Source organism: Nonomuraea sp. NPDC049646, assembly GCF_044465525.1.
Taxonomy (GTDB): domain Bacteria; phylum Actinomycetota; class Actinomycetes; order Streptosporangiales; family Streptosporangiaceae; genus Nonomuraea.
The window spans coordinates 147,931-162,273 of sequence record NZ_JBITLU010000013.1; the positions used below are offsets into that span (position 1 = coordinate 147,931).

Annotated in this window: 16 protein-coding genes; 8 read left to right on the forward strand and 8 right to left on the reverse strand. The window is 74.2% G+C overall.

What is annotated here, in order from left to right:
- Position 1: 1 nt before the first annotated feature.
- The 4 genes from ACIBQ8_RS34315 to ACIBQ8_RS34330 form a co-directional block, all read right to left on the reverse strand.
- On the reverse strand, positions 2-187 hold the full coding sequence (locus tag ACIBQ8_RS34315; RefSeq protein ID WP_397174739.1) for a hypothetical protein: 186 nt from the start codon (positions 185-187) through the stop codon (positions 2-4).
- 210 nt (positions 188-397) lie between these two features.
- On the reverse strand, positions 398-949 hold the full coding sequence (locus tag ACIBQ8_RS34320; protein WP_397174741.1) for an EF-hand domain-containing protein: 552 nt from the start codon (positions 947-949) through the stop codon (positions 398-400).
- 58 nt (positions 950-1,007) lie between these two features.
- Positions 1,008-3,320: a molybdopterin-dependent oxidoreductase gene (locus ACIBQ8_RS34325; protein WP_397194035.1), complete on the reverse strand. Its 2,313-nt coding sequence runs from the start codon at positions 3,318-3,320 to the stop codon at positions 1,008-1,010.
- 172 nt (positions 3,321-3,492) lie between these two features.
- Positions 3,493-3,918: a sensor histidine kinase gene (locus tag ACIBQ8_RS34330; RefSeq protein ID WP_397174744.1), complete on the reverse strand. Its 426-nt coding sequence runs from the start codon at positions 3,916-3,918 to the stop codon at positions 3,493-3,495.
- 80 nt (positions 3,919-3,998) lie between these two features.
- Here ACIBQ8_RS34330 and ACIBQ8_RS34335 point away from each other — a divergent pair, with 80 nt between their 5' ends.
- The 5 genes from ACIBQ8_RS34335 (at position 3,999) to ACIBQ8_RS34355 (ending at position 7,319) form a co-directional block, all read left to right on the forward strand.
- Positions 3,999-4,151 carry a hypothetical protein gene (locus ACIBQ8_RS34335; protein WP_397194036.1) on the forward strand — a complete coding sequence of 51 codons (153 nt, stop codon included), beginning with the start codon at positions 3,999-4,001 and terminating at the stop codon, positions 4,149-4,151.
- 6 nt (positions 4,152-4,157) lie between these two features.
- Entirely contained in the window at positions 4,158-4,604 is a 447-nt protein-coding gene (locus tag ACIBQ8_RS34340) for a hypothetical protein (protein ID WP_397194037.1), read from the forward strand.
- A gap of 226 nt (positions 4,605-4,830) precedes the next feature.
- On the forward strand, positions 4,831-5,391 hold the full coding sequence (locus ACIBQ8_RS34345; RefSeq protein WP_397194038.1) for an MFS transporter: 561 nt from the start codon (positions 4,831-4,833) through the stop codon (positions 5,389-5,391).
- Positions 5,392-5,547: 156 nt separating this feature from the next.
- Positions 5,548-6,099, forward strand: a complete 552-nt coding sequence (locus tag ACIBQ8_RS34350; RefSeq protein ID WP_397194039.1) for a copper chaperone PCu(A)C — start codon at positions 5,548-5,550, stop codon at positions 6,097-6,099.
- On the forward strand, positions 6,099-7,319 hold the full coding sequence (locus ACIBQ8_RS34355) for a Dyp-type peroxidase (RefSeq protein ID WP_397194040.1): 1,221 nt from the start codon (positions 6,099-6,101) through the stop codon (positions 7,317-7,319). The genes ACIBQ8_RS34350 and ACIBQ8_RS34355 overlap by 1 nt, the downstream gene beginning before the upstream one ends.
- Before the next feature lie 44 nt (positions 7,320-7,363).
- Here ACIBQ8_RS34355 and cobF read toward each other — a convergent pair whose 3' ends face one another.
- Positions 7,364-8,122, reverse strand: a complete 759-nt coding sequence (gene cobF, locus ACIBQ8_RS34360; protein ID WP_397194041.1) for a precorrin-6A synthase (deacetylating) — start codon at positions 8,120-8,122, stop codon at positions 7,364-7,366.
- A 150-nt stretch (positions 8,123-8,272) separates the two neighbouring features.
- On the opposite strand from cobF, the gene cbiE reads away from it, so the two are divergent.
- From cbiE to ACIBQ8_RS34375, 3 genes are all read left to right on the forward strand, one after another.
- Positions 8,273-9,481 (forward strand): precorrin-6y C5,15-methyltransferase (decarboxylating) subunit CbiE, encoded by a 1,209-nt coding sequence (gene cbiE, locus ACIBQ8_RS34365; RefSeq protein WP_397194042.1) that lies wholly within the window; start codon positions 8,273-8,275, stop codon positions 9,479-9,481.
- A 66-nt stretch (positions 9,482-9,547) separates the two neighbouring features.
- Positions 9,548-10,303 (forward strand): precorrin-4 C(11)-methyltransferase, encoded by a 756-nt coding sequence (gene cobM / locus ACIBQ8_RS34370; RefSeq protein ID WP_397174755.1) that lies wholly within the window; start codon positions 9,548-9,550, stop codon positions 10,301-10,303.
- Entirely contained in the window at positions 10,288-11,040 is a 753-nt protein-coding gene (locus tag ACIBQ8_RS34375; protein WP_397174756.1) for a cobalt-precorrin-6A reductase, read from the forward strand. The genes cobM and ACIBQ8_RS34375 overlap by 16 nt, the downstream gene beginning before the upstream one ends.
- Here ACIBQ8_RS34375 and ACIBQ8_RS34380 read toward each other — a convergent pair.
- From ACIBQ8_RS34380 to cobG, 3 genes are read right to left on the reverse strand one after another with little or no spacing between them, the layout of a single operon-like run.
- Positions 11,031-12,509, reverse strand: coding sequence for a precorrin-2 C(20)-methyltransferase (locus ACIBQ8_RS34380; protein WP_397194043.1), 1,479 nt, complete (start codon positions 12,507-12,509; stop codon positions 11,031-11,033). The two genes, ACIBQ8_RS34375 and ACIBQ8_RS34380, sit on opposite strands and share 10 nt — an antisense overlap.
- 5 nt (positions 12,510-12,514) lie before the next feature.
- Positions 12,515-13,135: a precorrin-8X methylmutase gene (locus tag ACIBQ8_RS34385; RefSeq protein ID WP_397194044.1), complete on the reverse strand. Its 621-nt coding sequence runs from the start codon at positions 13,133-13,135 to the stop codon at positions 12,515-12,517.
- Complete coding sequence (cobG, locus tag ACIBQ8_RS34390; protein ID WP_397194045.1) at positions 13,132-14,328, reverse strand: precorrin-3B synthase; 1,197 nt, start codon at positions 14,326-14,328, stop codon at positions 13,132-13,134. The genes ACIBQ8_RS34385 and cobG overlap by 4 nt, the downstream gene beginning before the upstream one ends.
- Positions 14,329-14,343: the final 15 nt, after the last annotated feature.

The following is a 14,343-nucleotide window of genomic DNA, read 5'->3' on the forward strand; positions in this document are numbered from 1 at the left end:
CTCAGCGCGCGACGCCGGAGTCGTACATGGCGGCGCAGTACAGAACGGGGCACCTGATCCTGGCCGTGGCGGCGGATCCCTCGCTCTTGTCGCTCAACGCCCTCAGATCGTCCTCGGAGAGCTGGCTGTCGACGATCTCGCCCTCGGTGATGCGCAGGACCATCGGCCCCTTGATGCTCTGCCCCACTGGTACTCCCCTCATCGGGCACATCGGATCGATGCTGGTCCTGCTCGACGTCGGGCAAGAGAGAACCATCGGCTTCCTCAAGGTTCTTCTCCGCCCGTACGCCGGCGGTCGCCTGCGACGATCCGGGCCCGGGTCAGGGGCCGCCCGGCCTGGGGTGCGCACGCCGCACGCCCGCACCGGAAGTGGTGCGGGCGTGCGGGTAATGGGCCGTCAGCCGGTGAACCTGCCGAACAGGTGATTGGCGGGAGCGTCCGGGTCGTCGCCGTAGAAGAACTCCGTGACCGCCTGATGGAACTCGGCGCGGTCGAGGACGCCGGAGCCGTCGTGGTCCAGGGCGGCGAAGACCGCGGCGCAGTCGTCGCCGGGGACGCCGCCGACGGAGTCGAACATCTGCTGGAACTCCGCCTGGTCGATCCGGCCGTCTCCGTTGAGGTCGGCGAGGTCGAAGAAGCAGTCGGTCACCGGCTCGATCTGTGCCGGGTACAGGGCGCGGTCGGTCAGGGCCTGCCTGAACCCTTCGGTCATCTCCGACAGATCGACCTTCCCGTCACCGTCGCGATCCATCGGGGCGATCACGTGCGTCCAGAACGCGTCCATCCTCTCGGTGAGCAGGCGGGCGGTCTCGGAGTCCGGCGCGGCGCCGCGGACGGCGATGTAACGCTCGCTCATCAGCCGGACGTCCCGCTGGGTGATGAACCCGTCGCCGTCGACGTCGGCGCCCCTGAACCACTGGCCGTACTTGAGGTTTTGCAGTCGAGTCACGATTACGCAAAGTATTCGATCGACTACGGTAAAGCAAGCCGCCGGAGGGCGTCCGGTGTCAACGCTCAAAGCGTGGCGGGGTGAAGGCGAGCACCTCGGGATGAGGGCCGTCGTAGACCTCGACGTCGACCAGCGCGCTGAGGGCGCTCGGCCCCTGGGACAGCCGCGAGCACGGCCGATCCGCCGTGAGGACGTTGGGGTTGCCGTGGCGGTCCAGTGTTCCGCTCACCCCTGGCCGGACCGGGTCCCACCACGCTCCGGTGGACAGTTGCACGACGCCCGGCATGACGTCGTCCGACAGGACCGCGCCCGCCAGGCAGCTGCCCCGGTCGTTGTGCACGCGTACGATCATGCCGTTCTCGATGCCGCGCGACGCGGCGTCCGACGGGTTCATCGTCACCGGCTCACGGCCGCTGATCTTGGAATCGAGGCTGTGGCCGCCGTTGTCGTACTGGCTGTGCAGGCGGGCGGCGGGCTGGTTCGAGATCAGGTGCAGCGGGAACCGGCTCGACAGATCGGCGCCGAGCCACTCTGCCGGTTCGTACCACGTCGGATGCCCGGCGCAGTCGTCGTAGCCGAACGAGTCGATCTCCTCGGAGAAGATCTCGATCCGGCCCGACGGCGTCGGCAGCGGGAACCGCTGCGGGTCTGCGCGGAGCGCCTCGAAGCTGCCGGGAAACGGCCCGGTCAACGGCGGCAGCTCGGCGGTGGAGCTGCGCCAGAAGTCGTCGAAGCCCGGCAGCGCGGCATTGTCGCCGAGTGCGGCCCTCGTCTGCTCGTACAGGTGCCGGACCCATTCGAGCTCGGAGCGCGACTGCGTGAACTCCTGCCCGTACCCGAGCCGGGAGGCCAGCGCGGCGAAGATGTGATGGTCGGTGCGCGACTCGCCCGCCGGCTCGCGGACCTTGGGCATCGCGACGAGGTGCGGATCGGAGAATCCGGCGGCGAAGTCGTCGCGCTCCAGGCTCGTGGCGACGGGCAGGACGATGTCCGCGAACTTGGCCGTGGTGTTCCACCAGGCTTCGTGCACCACCACCGTGTCAGGGGTCTGCCAGGCCCGGGCCAGCCGGTGGAGATCCTGGTGGTGGTGGAACGGGTTCCCCCCGCACCAGTAGATGAAGCGGAGCTCCGGCAGCGTGAGGCGCCGGCCGTCGTAGCCGATGGTCCTGCCCGGATGCAGCAGGGTGTCGGCGATCCTGGCGACGGGGATGAAGTCCGGGACGGGGTTGGCGACCTCGGGCAGCTTCGCCACGGAGGGGCGGCCTCTGGTCACGCCGGTCGCGTCCATCGTCGCGTACCCCGCTCCCCAGCCGCAGCCGGGCCGGCCCATCGACCCCGCCATGGCGGCCAGCACGACGGACATCCAGATCGGCTGTTCGCCGTGGTCCGCCCGTTGCACCGCGTAGTTGACCATGATGAGCGAACGCCGCTCGGTCAGGCGGCGGGCGAGGTCGACGATCGCCTCGCGGCCGATGCCCGTGATGCCCGCCGCCCAGGCGGCGTCCTTGGGGACGCCGTCGAGCTCGCCGGTCAGGTAGGCGGCGAAGCGGTCGAACCCGGCGCAGCATCGGCGGAGGAAGTCCTCGTCGTGCCACCCGTTGACCAGCATCGTGTGGGCGAGGCCGAGCATCGCGGCGGTGTCGGTGTTGGGGACGACGGGCAGCCACTCGGCGTCGAGGAAGCCGGCGACGTCGCTGCGGATGGGGCTGACGTTCACGAACCGCACCCCGGCCGCGCGGCACTGTCGTTGCAGGATCTGCGTCTGGTGCCTGGCCAGCCCGCCGGGGTTGATCTGGCTGTTCTTGAGGGCCAGCCCGCCGAACGCCACCACGAGCTCGCAGTTTTCGGCTATCTCGTCCCACATCGGCATCCGCGACTGGTAGCTCCACGGATGCCCGCCGATCACATGGGGAAGGATGACCTCCAGGGCCGCGGTGCTGTAGGTGTTGCGCGAGTCGGTGAACCCGCCGCCCAGCGCCAGGAACCGGTGGAGCTGACTCTGCGCGTTGTGGAACACGCCGGCGCTCGCCCAGCCGTACGACCCGCCGAACACCGCGCTGTCCCCGTGCTGCGAACGCACCCGGCGGAGTTCGTCGCTCACCAGCGTGATCGCGTCGTCCCAGGTCACCTCCACGAAGGCGGCCGAGCCTCTGGCGGCGTCGTGGACGCGCGGCTCGCCGTCGAGCCAGCCCTTGCGCACCGCGGGGCGCAGCACGCGGGCGCCGTCGTCGGCGGCCGTCACCATGCCGGGGCCGATGGGGGACGGCACGGGGTCGTCGCTCCTCGGCTCAATTCGTACTAATCGCCCGGAATCGACCACTGCGATGAGACTGCCCCAGTGCGTCGCGACCGACATGCGTCGTTCCACCATGCATCCACCCCATCCCTGAAGATCCCCCTGCTCCCGGCGAGCGGATGCTCGCGTCGCAGGGGCCCGCACTCCAGTCGGCGGCCCGCAGGACGGAGACTTTCCCCCGTGCCCGGCTGCTCAACCCCGTCGGCGCGCACCGGCCCGTCCGGCGACGCGTGCCGGCGGCCTGACGTCAGGGACGCGACGCCCGCGCGAACCGTACGGTGACCGACAGGCCGCCTTCTGGGCGTGCGGCGGCGGCGAGGGTGGCGCGGTGCGCTCGCGTGACGGCGTCGACGATGGCCAGACCGAGGCCGTGGCCGTCGCCGCGGCCGTGACGGTCGGGGGCCAGCCTCTGGAAGGGCTGACACAGGCGCTGGAGCTCGTCGCCGGGGACGACCGGCCCGCTGTCGGTGACCGTGAGGACCGCCTGCGTGCCGGAGGTCTGGGTGGTGACCTCCACGTGCCCGTCCGGGTGGTTGTGGCGGAGGGCGTTGTCGACGAGGTTGGCGACGAGGCTCCCGATCAGCCTCGGGTCCCCGGCCGTCACCGCGGGGCTCAGGCGTTCGGCGAGGTCGATGCCGCGTTCGGCGGCCTGCCGGCGGCGGGCGGCGAGCACGGTCCCGACGACGTGGGCGAGGTCGAGGGTGTCCGGCGAGAGCGTTCGCCAACGCCACCGCCACCTTCGACCAGATCAAGGTGCAGGGGGCGGACGGCCCGTGGCGCCGCGACGACGTCGGCGTCTCCATGGAGTCCGACGGGAGGACCCCGCACCATCCGGGCGGGGTCGTCGAGTCCGGCGGGAAGCTCGTCGTGACCGGGGGAGGCGACATCGGGCCCGCCACGGTGTAGGGCGGCGTGCGCGCCGACCTCATGCTGCTCGGCGGGGCCGTGGGCCTGATCCCGCTGCTCGCGGCGGTGGCCACCTTCCGCACCACCGGCCACCGACGCGAACCGACCCGAACCGGCCCGACCGACCACCGGCACGAACCGGCCGGGGTTCATTCGAGGGGGCTGTTGGTGGGCAAGGCCGTGGTGGTCGTCGTGCCGTGCCTGCTGGGGGTCGCGGGGCTGGCGCCGTGGCTGCTGATGATCACCCCGGCCGCCGGGTTCGCGATCACGCAGAGCATCCCGTCGTTCGCCCATGTGGACGTGGACCCGTCACTGCTGGGTGGCTACTACCGGCTTCCACCGTGGGCGGGCTTGGCTGTGACCTGCGGATATGCCGCCGTCGCCTTGAGGGCGGCGGTCGCCGTGCACCGCAGAAGAGTGCCGCTTCAGGGCAGTCGCCCGCTCGCCCGCTGAGCCGGTAGGCGAACAGAGCGCGCCCGTGCCCGCCGTCGAGCGGGCACGGGCGGGCCTTCGCGTCCGGGGCAGAACGTCAGCGACGAGGCGCGTGTCAGAGGGGTGAACCTCCCGGCGTCGCCTTCGGTCTGATCGCCGTCGCCTGCGGCCGTCCTTCAGGCGGGCCGCCGGTGGGCACGATGGCGGATGCCAGGGCGAAGGGGTGAGATGGGATGATGGGCGCATTATGACCGCCTCCCTGCCGTTCCGTCTTGCCCGTGCCGCGGTGTTCGCCGTGGTCTGCGTGGCGCTGGGCGTGCTGGCGCACCTGTTCGGCGGGGGATCGGTCACGGGACCGGTGGCGGCCGGTGGGCTGCTGCTGGCGTTCGGGGGCGGGGTCGCGGCCTCGGCGCGTGAGCGCACGCCGGCGGTGATCCTGCCGTTGCTGACCGGCATGCAGGTGGTGCTGCATGTGCTGTTCTCCCTCAGCCATGCCGCGGACGCCTACGCCACGCTCGTCCACGGCCATTCGGGGCTGGTGCCCGGCGTCGGCATGCTCGTCACGCACGCCGGTGCCACCGGGCTGGTCGCCCTGTGGCTTGCCCGCGGCGAGGCCGCTCTGTGGGGGCTGCTGCACCGCCTGTACGCGCGGCTGTGCCGGGTCCTGCTGGCGCATCTCCCGCATGCGGTCCACGAGCCGGTCGTCGTGGTGGCGCCCGAGCCGGACCGGCTGCGCTCGGCGGTGCCGGCACACGCCGCGCCCACGCGCGGCCCGCCCTTCACGCAGGTGATCGCTCTCTCCGGCTGACCCTCATGGTGAGGCCGGAGTACGTCGTCATGCCCGGCTCCGTCCGGGTCCGCGTGGCCGCCGACGTCGCGGCCGCGTCAAGCGTCCCTGCCTGATCCGCCTTCGGCGCGGTGGGAAAGCCCGCCGTGCGCCGAGGCCTGCCTGGAAAGGCCCACCATGCACTCTCTCCGTTCGCGTTCTCCGCTTCTTCCCGCCGCGGCGCTGGCCGTGGCCGCGCTCGTGTCCGGCTGCGGCGGCCAGGGCACGACCGCGACGACCGCGACGACCGCGTCGGCGTCACCGGCTGCCGCCACCGCCACCCCTTCGCCCGCTCTGACCATCACCGACCCCTGGATCAAGACCGGCGGGAAGGGCATGACCGCCGCCTTCGGCGCCCTGGTCAACAACACCGACGCCGAGCTGACGGTCGTCTCCGCCACGTCGCCGCTGTCCCCGACGGTCGAGCTGCACGAAGTGGTGGACTCCGGGGGCAAGATGGTGATGCGCCCCAAGAAGGGCGGCTTCGTGGTGCCCGCCCGCGGTTCCCACCCGCTGACGCCCGGTGGCGACCACATCATGCTGATGGGGGTCACGGGCAAGGTGGAGCCAGGAGCCGAGGTGCCCTTCACCCTGACCCTCGCCGACGGTTCCACCGTCGAGTTCACCGCGATCGGCAAGGACTTCGCCGGCGGCAAGGAGAACTACCAGCCGGGCGAGGGCAAGCACTGATGGACGCGCACACCGGCGGCAGGTCCCGCCTGACCCGGCGGGGCCTGCTGGCCTCGACCGCGGCCGCCGCGGCCGCCGCGGCCGGCGCGCTCGCGACGCAGGCCGCCTCGACGGGCCCGGCCGCGGCGCAGGCCACTCCGCCCGGCTCGGCGGTGGAGCCCTTCCACGGCCCGCACCAGGCCGGGATCGCCACCGTCCCGCAGGCCCACGCCGTCTTCGCCGGGCTGGACCTGCGCGACGGCGTCGGCCGCGAGGCGGTGGCCCGGATGATGCGGCTGCTCACCGACGACGCCCGCCGCCTGAGCGCGGGCGGCCCGGCCCTGGCCGACACCGAGCCGGAACTGGCGGTGCTGCCCGCCCGGTTGACCGTCACCTTCGGGTTCGGGCCCGGCCTGTTCGACGCGGTGGGCCTGGCGGAGGCGCGCCCGTCCTCGCTGAAGGCGTTGCCCCGCTTCTCCATCGACAGGCTGCAGAGCCGGTGGAACGGCGGCGACGTGCTGGTGCAGATCTGCGCCGACGACCCGCTGACCGTGGCCCACGCCCTCCGCATGATCATCAAGGACGCCCGCGCCTTCACCCGCGTCCGGTGGGTCCAGCGCGGGTTCCGGCGGGCCGCCGGGGTGCAGGCGTCCGGGCTGACCCAGCACAACATCATGGGGCAGCTCGACGGGACCGCCAACGCCGTCCCCGGAACCCCCGTCTTCGACCGGGTGGTGTGGGCGGGCGCGGACGCGCCCGCGTGGCTCCGCGGCGGCACCACGCTGGTGCTGCGGCGGATCCGGGTCGAGCTGGAGACCTGGGACGCCGCCGACCGGGTCGCCAAGGAGTTCACGGTCGGCCGCCGCCTGGACACCGGCGCCCCGCTGACCGGCGCCGCCGAGCACGACCCGCCCGACTTCGCCAAGCTGACGCCCGTGGGGTTCCCGGTCATCTCCGAGTACGCCCACATCAGGCGGGCGCACAGCGCCGACCCGGCCAAGGGGATCTTCCGCCGCCCCTACAACTACGACGAAGGGCTCACCGCGGCCGGACACTCCGACAGCGGCCTGCTCTTCGCCTCCTACCAGGCCGATGTCGGCGCTCAGTTCCTGCCGATGCAGCGCCGGCTGGCCGAGGCCGACCTGCTCAACGAGTGGACCACGCCGATCGGGTCGGCGGTGTTCGCCATCCCGCCGGGCTGCGGGCCCGGCGGCTGGATCGGGCAGAGCCTGCTGGCATGACGCGAGGGGGCCCGCCGGCCTGGCGGCGCGACCTCGCCGTCAGGTCAGCGGTCCCCCGGTGCCAGGCGGCGCAGCAGGTACGTGTCCATGATCCAGCCCTTGCGGTCACGGGCCTCGGCGCGCAGCCGCCGGATGCGTTCACCGACCTCGGACACCGGCCCCGACACCAGGATCTCGTCCGGCGTCCCGAGGTAGGCGCCCCAGTAGATGTGGAAGTCGTCGAGGCCGGCGAAGGAGGTGTGGGCGTCGAGCATGACCACCACGTCGTCGGCGGTGGGGCCCTGCTCGGCCAGGCGGCGGCCGGTGGTCAGGTGCGTGGGCCGGCCGACCTGGGTCAGGCCGATGCGGTGCCGGGCGGTGAGGGCGGCCACGCTGCTGATGCCGGGGACGACCTCGACGTCGAAGGCGACGTTCCCGCGTCCCTGGATCTCGTCGAGGACGGCCAGCGTGCTGTCGTAGACGGCCGGGTCGCCCCACACCAGGAAGGCGCCGGTCTCGCCGGCGCCCAGCTCGTCGCGGATGAGCGCCTCGCAGGCGAGCGAGCGGCGCGAGCGCCAGTCCTCGACGGCGGTGGTGTAGGCGGGGGAGGTGCGGTCGCGTTCCGGGTCGCGGGCCTCGGCGATCCGGTACGGCTCGCGCCCGTGCTCGGCGATCAGGTCGAGGCGGAGCTGGATCAACTCGTGCTTGATCTCGCCCTTGTCGACGATGAAGAACACGTCCGTGGCGGCGATGGCCTTGACCGCCTGGAGGGTGAGATGGTCCGGATCGCCGGCGCCGATCCCGATGACGAGAAGCCGTTTCACCCGCCAAAGTCTGCCAGATAGGCAGATATACGATATCCCTCGCACTTTGCCATCGAGGAGGATCGTGAACCTGGCCGAGCAGGGCGACGCCCGCGCCGCTTCCCGTCGGGAGCGGCTTGCCGAGGAGAGCCGGCTGACCCGGCGCGACGCGTGATCACGGTCGTCGGGATCGGCGCGGACGGCTGGGACGGGCTGACCCCGGGCTCGCGCCGCGCCGTGGAGGCCGCCGACGTGCTCATGGGCGGCGCGCGGCAGCTCGACCTCGTGCCCGCGACGGCCGCCGAACGCGTGAGGTGGCCCTCGCCGCTGCTGCCCGCCCTGCCCGCGCTCATGGACCGGTACGCCGGCCGCGAGGTGTGCGTGCTGGCCAGCGGCGATCCGATGTTCTACGGCATCGGCTCGACGCTGGTCCGGCTGCTGGGCGCGGAGCGCGTCCTGGTGCTGCCGCACGTGTCGTCGTTGGCGCTGGCCTGCGCCCGGCTGGGCTGGCCGGCCGAGCGGGTGGACGTCGTCAGCCTGGTGGGCCGTCCGCCCGCGGCGCTGGCCGCCGCGCTCCAGCCGGGCCGCCGCGTCGTCGTGCTCGGCGCGGGGCCGGACTCTCCGCCGCTGGTCGCCGGGCTGCTCGTCCGGCACGGGTACGGCCCGAGCCCGATGACGGTGCTGTCGGAGCTGGGCGGCCCGGGGGAGTCCGAGCGGCGGGGCACGGCGGAGAGCTGGGGGGAGGGCCAGGCATCCGCGCTCCACGTGATCGCCGTCGAATGCGTCCTGGCCCGGGACGCCGAGCCCCTGGCCAGGGTGCCGGGGCTGCCCGACGGCGCGTACGAGCACGACGGGCAGCTCACCAAGCGGGAGGTCCGCGCCGTCAGCCTGTCCCGGCTGGCCCCGATGCCCGGCGAGCTGCTGTGGGACGTGGGCGCGGGGGCGGGCAGCATCGCCGTCGAGTGGATGCGCAGCCACCCGTCGTGCGCGGCCGTGGCGATCGAGAGCAGGGCCGACCGGGCCGCCGCCGTCCGGCGCAACGCCGAGCGGCTCGGCGTGCCGTCGATGCGCGTGGTCGAGGGCAGGGCTCCCGGGGCGCTGGACGGGCTGCCCGAGCCGGACGCGGTGTTCGTCGGCGGCGGCGCGACCGCCCCCGGCCTGCTGGAACGCTGCTGGACGGCGCTGCGCCCCGGCGGCCGGCTGGTGGTGAACGCCGTGACCCTGGAGTCCGAGGCCGTCCTCGCCCACTGGTACGGCAGGCTCGGCGGCGACCTGGTGCGCCTGAGCGTCCAGCGGGCCTCGCCGGTCGGCGGGTTCACCGGCTGGCGGGCGGCGATGCCGGTGACCGTGTGGTCGATCACGAGGAAGGACGAACCGTGACCGTGTGGTCGATCACCAGGAAGGACGAACCGTGACCGTGTGGTCGATGACGCAGGAGGACCGGCCGTGACCGTGTACTTCGTCGGGGCCGGGCCCGGCGCCGCCGACCTGATCACGCTGCGCGGCCTGCGGCGGCTGGAGGCGTCGCCCGTCTGCCTCTATGCCGGGTCGCTGGTGCCGCGCGAGCTGCTCGACGCCTGCCCGCCGGGCGCCAGGCTGGTGGACACGGCGGACCTGACGCTCGACGAGATCGTCGCCGAGCTGGCCGCCGCCCACCGCGACGGGCTCGACGTGACGCGGCTGCACTCGGGCGACCCGTCGGTGTTCAGCGCCGTGGCCGAGCAGATGCGCCGGCTGGACGCCCTGGGCGTGCCGTACGAGGTGGTGCCGGGGGTTCCGGCGTTCGCGGCGGCGGCCGCCGCGCTGGGCCGGGAGCTGACCGTGCCCGGCGTCGGCCAGACGGTCATCCTGACGCGCACCTCCGCCCGCGCCACCCCCATGCCGGACGGCGAGGACCTCGGGACGCTCGGCGCGAGCCGGGCCACGATGGTGCTGCACCTGGCCGTGCAGCGGATCGACGCGGTGGTGGCCGAGCTGCTGCCCTCCTACGGCCCGGACTGCCCGGTGGCCGTGGTCGCGCGGGCGAGCCGGGCCGACGAGGTGATCCTGCGCGGGACGCTGGCCGACATCGCCGGACAGGTCCGCGACGCCGGGATCCGGCGGACGGCCGTGATCGTCGTGGGCCGGGTGTTGTCGGCGACGCAGTTCCCCGACAGCCACCTCTACAGCGCCGCCAGGGAGCGGGCGTGCGACGGGTCCTGATCCTCGGCGGCACCGCCGAGGCGCGGGCCCTGGCCGCCGAGCTGGCCGCAGATCCCGGGCTGCACGTGGTGTCCTCGCTGGCGGGGCGGGTGAACAACCCGCGGCTGCCGGTGGGCGAGGTGCGGGAAGGCGGGTTCGGCGGGCCGTCGGGCCTGGCCGCGTGGCTGCTGAAGGAGCGCATCGACGTGCTGGTCGACGCCACGCATCCGTTCGCGGAGCGGATGACCGCCTCGGGGGTCGCGGCCTCGTCGGCGACCGGGGTGCCGCTGCTGGTGCTGCGGCGTCCGGGGTGGCGGGAGGGGCCGGGCGACGCCTGGCTGCGGGTCGGCTCACTCCAGGCGGCGGCCGGGCTGCTGACCACGGCCCGGTTCGCGGCCGGCCGTGAGACCCGGGTCTTCCTGACGACCGGACGCCGGAGCCTGCCGGTGTTCGCGCCGCTGCCCGGCGTGTGGCTGCTGGCCAGGTCGGTGGACCCGCCGGAGGGTCCCGTGCCGGCGAACACGCACGTCCTGCTCGACCGGGGGCCGTACACCGTCGAGGGCGAGCGCGCGCTGATCCGGGAGCACCGCCTGGACGTGCTGGTGACCAAGGACAGCGGCGGCGGCATGACCACGGCCAAGCTCGGCGCGGCGCGTGAGCTCGGCCTGCCGGTGATCATGGTGGACCGGCCGCCGCTGCCGGCGGGCGTCCGGGCGACGGACAGCGTGGCGGCGGCGGCAGCCTGGGTTCAGGGATAGCGGCGCGGGGTGTAGACGACGCCGCCCTCGGTGGCCCGGGTCGTGGACGAGCCGATGATCAGCAGGCAGCGCATGTCCACCTGGCCGGGGTCCAGCTCGCCGAGCGTGGTGACCGTGACGCTCTCCCGCGGGCCGCCGACGTCGCGGCCGATCACCACGGGGGTGTCCGGCGCGCGGTGCTCCAGCAGCAGGTCCCGGGCGGCGGCGACCTGCCACGTACGGCTGCGCGAGGCCGGGTTGTAGATCGCCAGCACCAGGTCCGCCCGCGCGGCGGCGGACAGCCGGTCGGCCACCACCTCCCACGGCTTGAGCAGGTCGGACAGCGACAGCACGCAGTAGTCGTGCCCGAGCGGCGCGCCCGCTCTGGCGGCGACCGCCTGGGCGGCGGTCAGTCCCGGCACGACCCGCACCGGCACGTCCGGGAAGTCGGCTGCGGCTTCGAGCACGGCGCTGGCCATGGCGAACACGCCCGGGTCGCCGGACGACACGACCGCCACGCGGGCCCCGTCCCGGGCCAGCTCAAGGGCGTGCCTGGCGCGTTCGGCCTCCACCCGGTTGTCGGTGCGGTGGCGGCGCTGGCGCGGGTTCGGCGCCACCCGGTCCACGTACGGGCCGTAGCCGACGAGGTCGGTGGCCGCGGCCAGCGCCTCCTGCGCCTCCGGCGTCAGCCACGGCCGCCCGGCCGGGCCCAGGCCGACGACGGCCACCTCGCCCCGCACCTCGTCCGCCGGGCGCTCGGGGACGAAGGTGCGCTCGGCCGGGCTGGCGAGCAGGGCCAGCGAGAAGTACGGGACGCCCTCCGGGTCCACGTCCTTGAGCGGGGCGACCCGCTCGGCGCCCATGGTGGCCCGCTCGACGTACCAGGCGTCGTCGAGGCGGCCCGCCTCGGCCAGCGCGTCGCGCACCTTCCCGAACGTACGGCCCAGCTTGAGGACGGCGGCCGAGTCGGTGTCGCGCAGCCGCTCGGCCAGCACGTGCGCGGGCAGCGTGCCGGGCAGCACGGTCAGCACCTCGTCCCGCTCGACCAGCGGCCGTCCCAGCACGGCGGCGGCGGCGCTGACCGAGGTCACGCCGGGCACCACCTCGGTCGGGTAGCGGTGGGCGAGCCGCTTGTGCATGTGCATGTAGGAGCCGTAGAACAGCGGGTCGCCCTCGGCCAGCACGACCACGGTGCGGCCCGCGTCCAGGTGGGCGGCCAGGCGTTCGGCGCAGTCGGCGTAGAAGTCGTCGAGCGCTCCCTGGTAGCCGCCGGGGTGGTCGGTGGTCTCCGTGGTCAGCGGGTAGAGCAGCAGCTCCTCGATCTGGCCTTCGCGCATGTACGGCAGCGCGATCGACCGGGCGATGCTGCGGCCGTGCCGGGCGGCGTGGTAGGCGATCACGTCGGCCTCGCCGATCAGCCGGGCCGTCCTGACCGTGACCAGCTCGGGGTCGCCGGGGCCGAGGCCGACTCCGTACAGGCGTCCTGACATGGTCGTCACTCCGTCTCGTTCGCGATGGCGTTGATCGCGGCGGCCGTCATCGCACTGCCGCCGCGACGGCCGTGCACCACCAGGTACTCCAGGTCGCTGCCGGCCAGCGCCTGCTTGGACTCGGCCGCGCCGATGAAGCCGACCGGGATGCCGAGCACGGCCGCGGGGCGTCCCGCGCCGCCGGCCACCAGCTCCAGCAGCCGGAACAGGGCGGTCGGCGCGTTGCCGATCGCCACCACCGCGCCCGCCAGGCGGTCGCGCCACAGCTCCAGGGCCGCGGCGCTGCGGGTGGTGCCGAGGCGTTCGGCCAGCTCGGGCACGCGCGGATCGCCCAGCGTGCACAGCACCTCGTTGCCCGCGGGCAGCCTGCGCCGGGTCACGCCGGAGGCGACCATCATGGCGTCGCACAACACCGGCGCGCCGCCGCGCAGCGCCTCCCTGGCCCGCGCGACCACCTGCGGCGACCAGGCCAGGTCGGTGACGAGGTCGGTCATGCCGCACGCGTGGATCATGCGCACCGCCACCTGGGCGACCTCGGGCGGCAGGCCCGTGAGGTCGGTCTCGGCGCGGATGGTCGCGAACGAGCGCCGGTAGATCTCGGCGCCGTCGCGGATGTAGTCGCTCACTCCTGGCGTTCCTCGTATCCGTCGATGGTTGCGATCAGCTGGCGGACCGGGCCGCGTGGCAGGCCGCAGCGCCGCTCGCAACCGGCCCAGTGGACGGGCGTGGCGGGCGCGCGGCCGAGGCCCCGCACCCATCGCAGGGCGTCCGCCCGCACGTCGGCGAGCGCCTTCGCGCAGCCGGGACGGCCGGTGCAGGCGGTGACCCCGGCCCAGGGGGAGTCCGGGTCGGTGGCGAGCCCGGTGGCGGCCAGCGCCCGCTCGGCCTGGTCCGCCTCGCCCTGGGGGAGGTCCGGCAGGACGACGGTCCGCCAGGGCGTCAGGCGCACCGGCCGCCCGAGGCCGGCGAGGGCTGCGGCCTGGGCGGACGTCAGACGGCCGAGCGGCACGAGCGCCTCGATCGCCACCCGGCCGTCCCGCTGGGCGATCCTGCCCGCGGACGGGCGCCGTGCGGAGGCGGGCGGGGTGTCCGGGTTATCCAGGTTGTCCGGGGCCTCCCGGGCCTCCGGGGCGTCCGGCCGGCCGGGGCGGGCGTGGCGCAGGCGGGCGGCGATTCCGGCGGGGCCGTCCGGCAGGTCGCGGATGCGCCAGGCGCGCGGGCCGCCGGGGGACAGCTCGTCCAGGAACGCCTCGGCGGCGTCGATCATGAGCGGGACGGCCGCGTCGGGGGCGACGGTGAGCCCGGTGTCGGCGCCGGCCAGCAGCAGCCGTCCGGTCGCCAGGTAGGTGACGTCCGCGCCGAGCCCGGCGACGTCCCGGGTGCCGTCGTCCAGGGCGAACAGGAAGCGTCCCGGCAGCGCGGCCAGCCGGGGCCGCGCGCACAGGGCCCGGTCCAGGGCGTCCGCCATCGCCAGCACGTCCAGCAGCCCGTCAGGACCGCGCCCGCTCAGCGGCGAGGCGAGGATGTTGCGCACCCGCTCGTGCGCGGGCGACGGCAGCAGCCCGGCCGCCGCGATCCGCCCGGCGAAGACCTCGGGCTTGCGCAGCCCTCGCACCTGGACGTTCGCCCGCGACGTCAGCTCGATCACGCCCGTTCCCAGCTCGGCCGCGCACCCGGCGAGCACGCGGAGCTGCGCGGCCGACACCGCGCCGCCGGGCAGGCGCACACGGGCGAGCGGGCCGTCCGCGGCCTCGTGCACCTGGAGCGCCCCCGGACAGGCATCGGGACGCGTACGTCCGGAAGATTCACCTACGGGCACGAAGGGATCGTAACG

Bases quoted from the DNA above. Each gene is read 5' to 3' on its own strand.
- ACIBQ8_RS34325 (WP_397194035.1), bottom strand. From the start codon at position 3,320: ATGGTGGAACGACGCATGTCGGTCGCGACGCACTGGGGCAGTCTCATC.
- ACIBQ8_RS34380 (WP_397194043.1), bottom strand. From the start codon at position 12,509: ATGTCAGGACGCCTGTACGGAGTCGGCCTCGGCCCCGGCGACCCCGAG.
- ACIBQ8_RS34345 (WP_397194038.1), top strand. From the start codon at position 4,831: ATGACCGCCTCCCTGCCGTTCCGTCTTGCCCGTGCCGCGGTGTTCGCC.
- ACIBQ8_RS34350 (WP_397194039.1), top strand. From the start codon at position 5,548: ATGCACTCTCTCCGTTCGCGTTCTCCGCTTCTTCCCGCCGCGGCGCTG.
- ACIBQ8_RS34355 (WP_397194040.1), top strand. From the start codon at position 6,099: ATGGACGCGCACACCGGCGGCAGGTCCCGCCTGACCCGGCGGGGCCTG.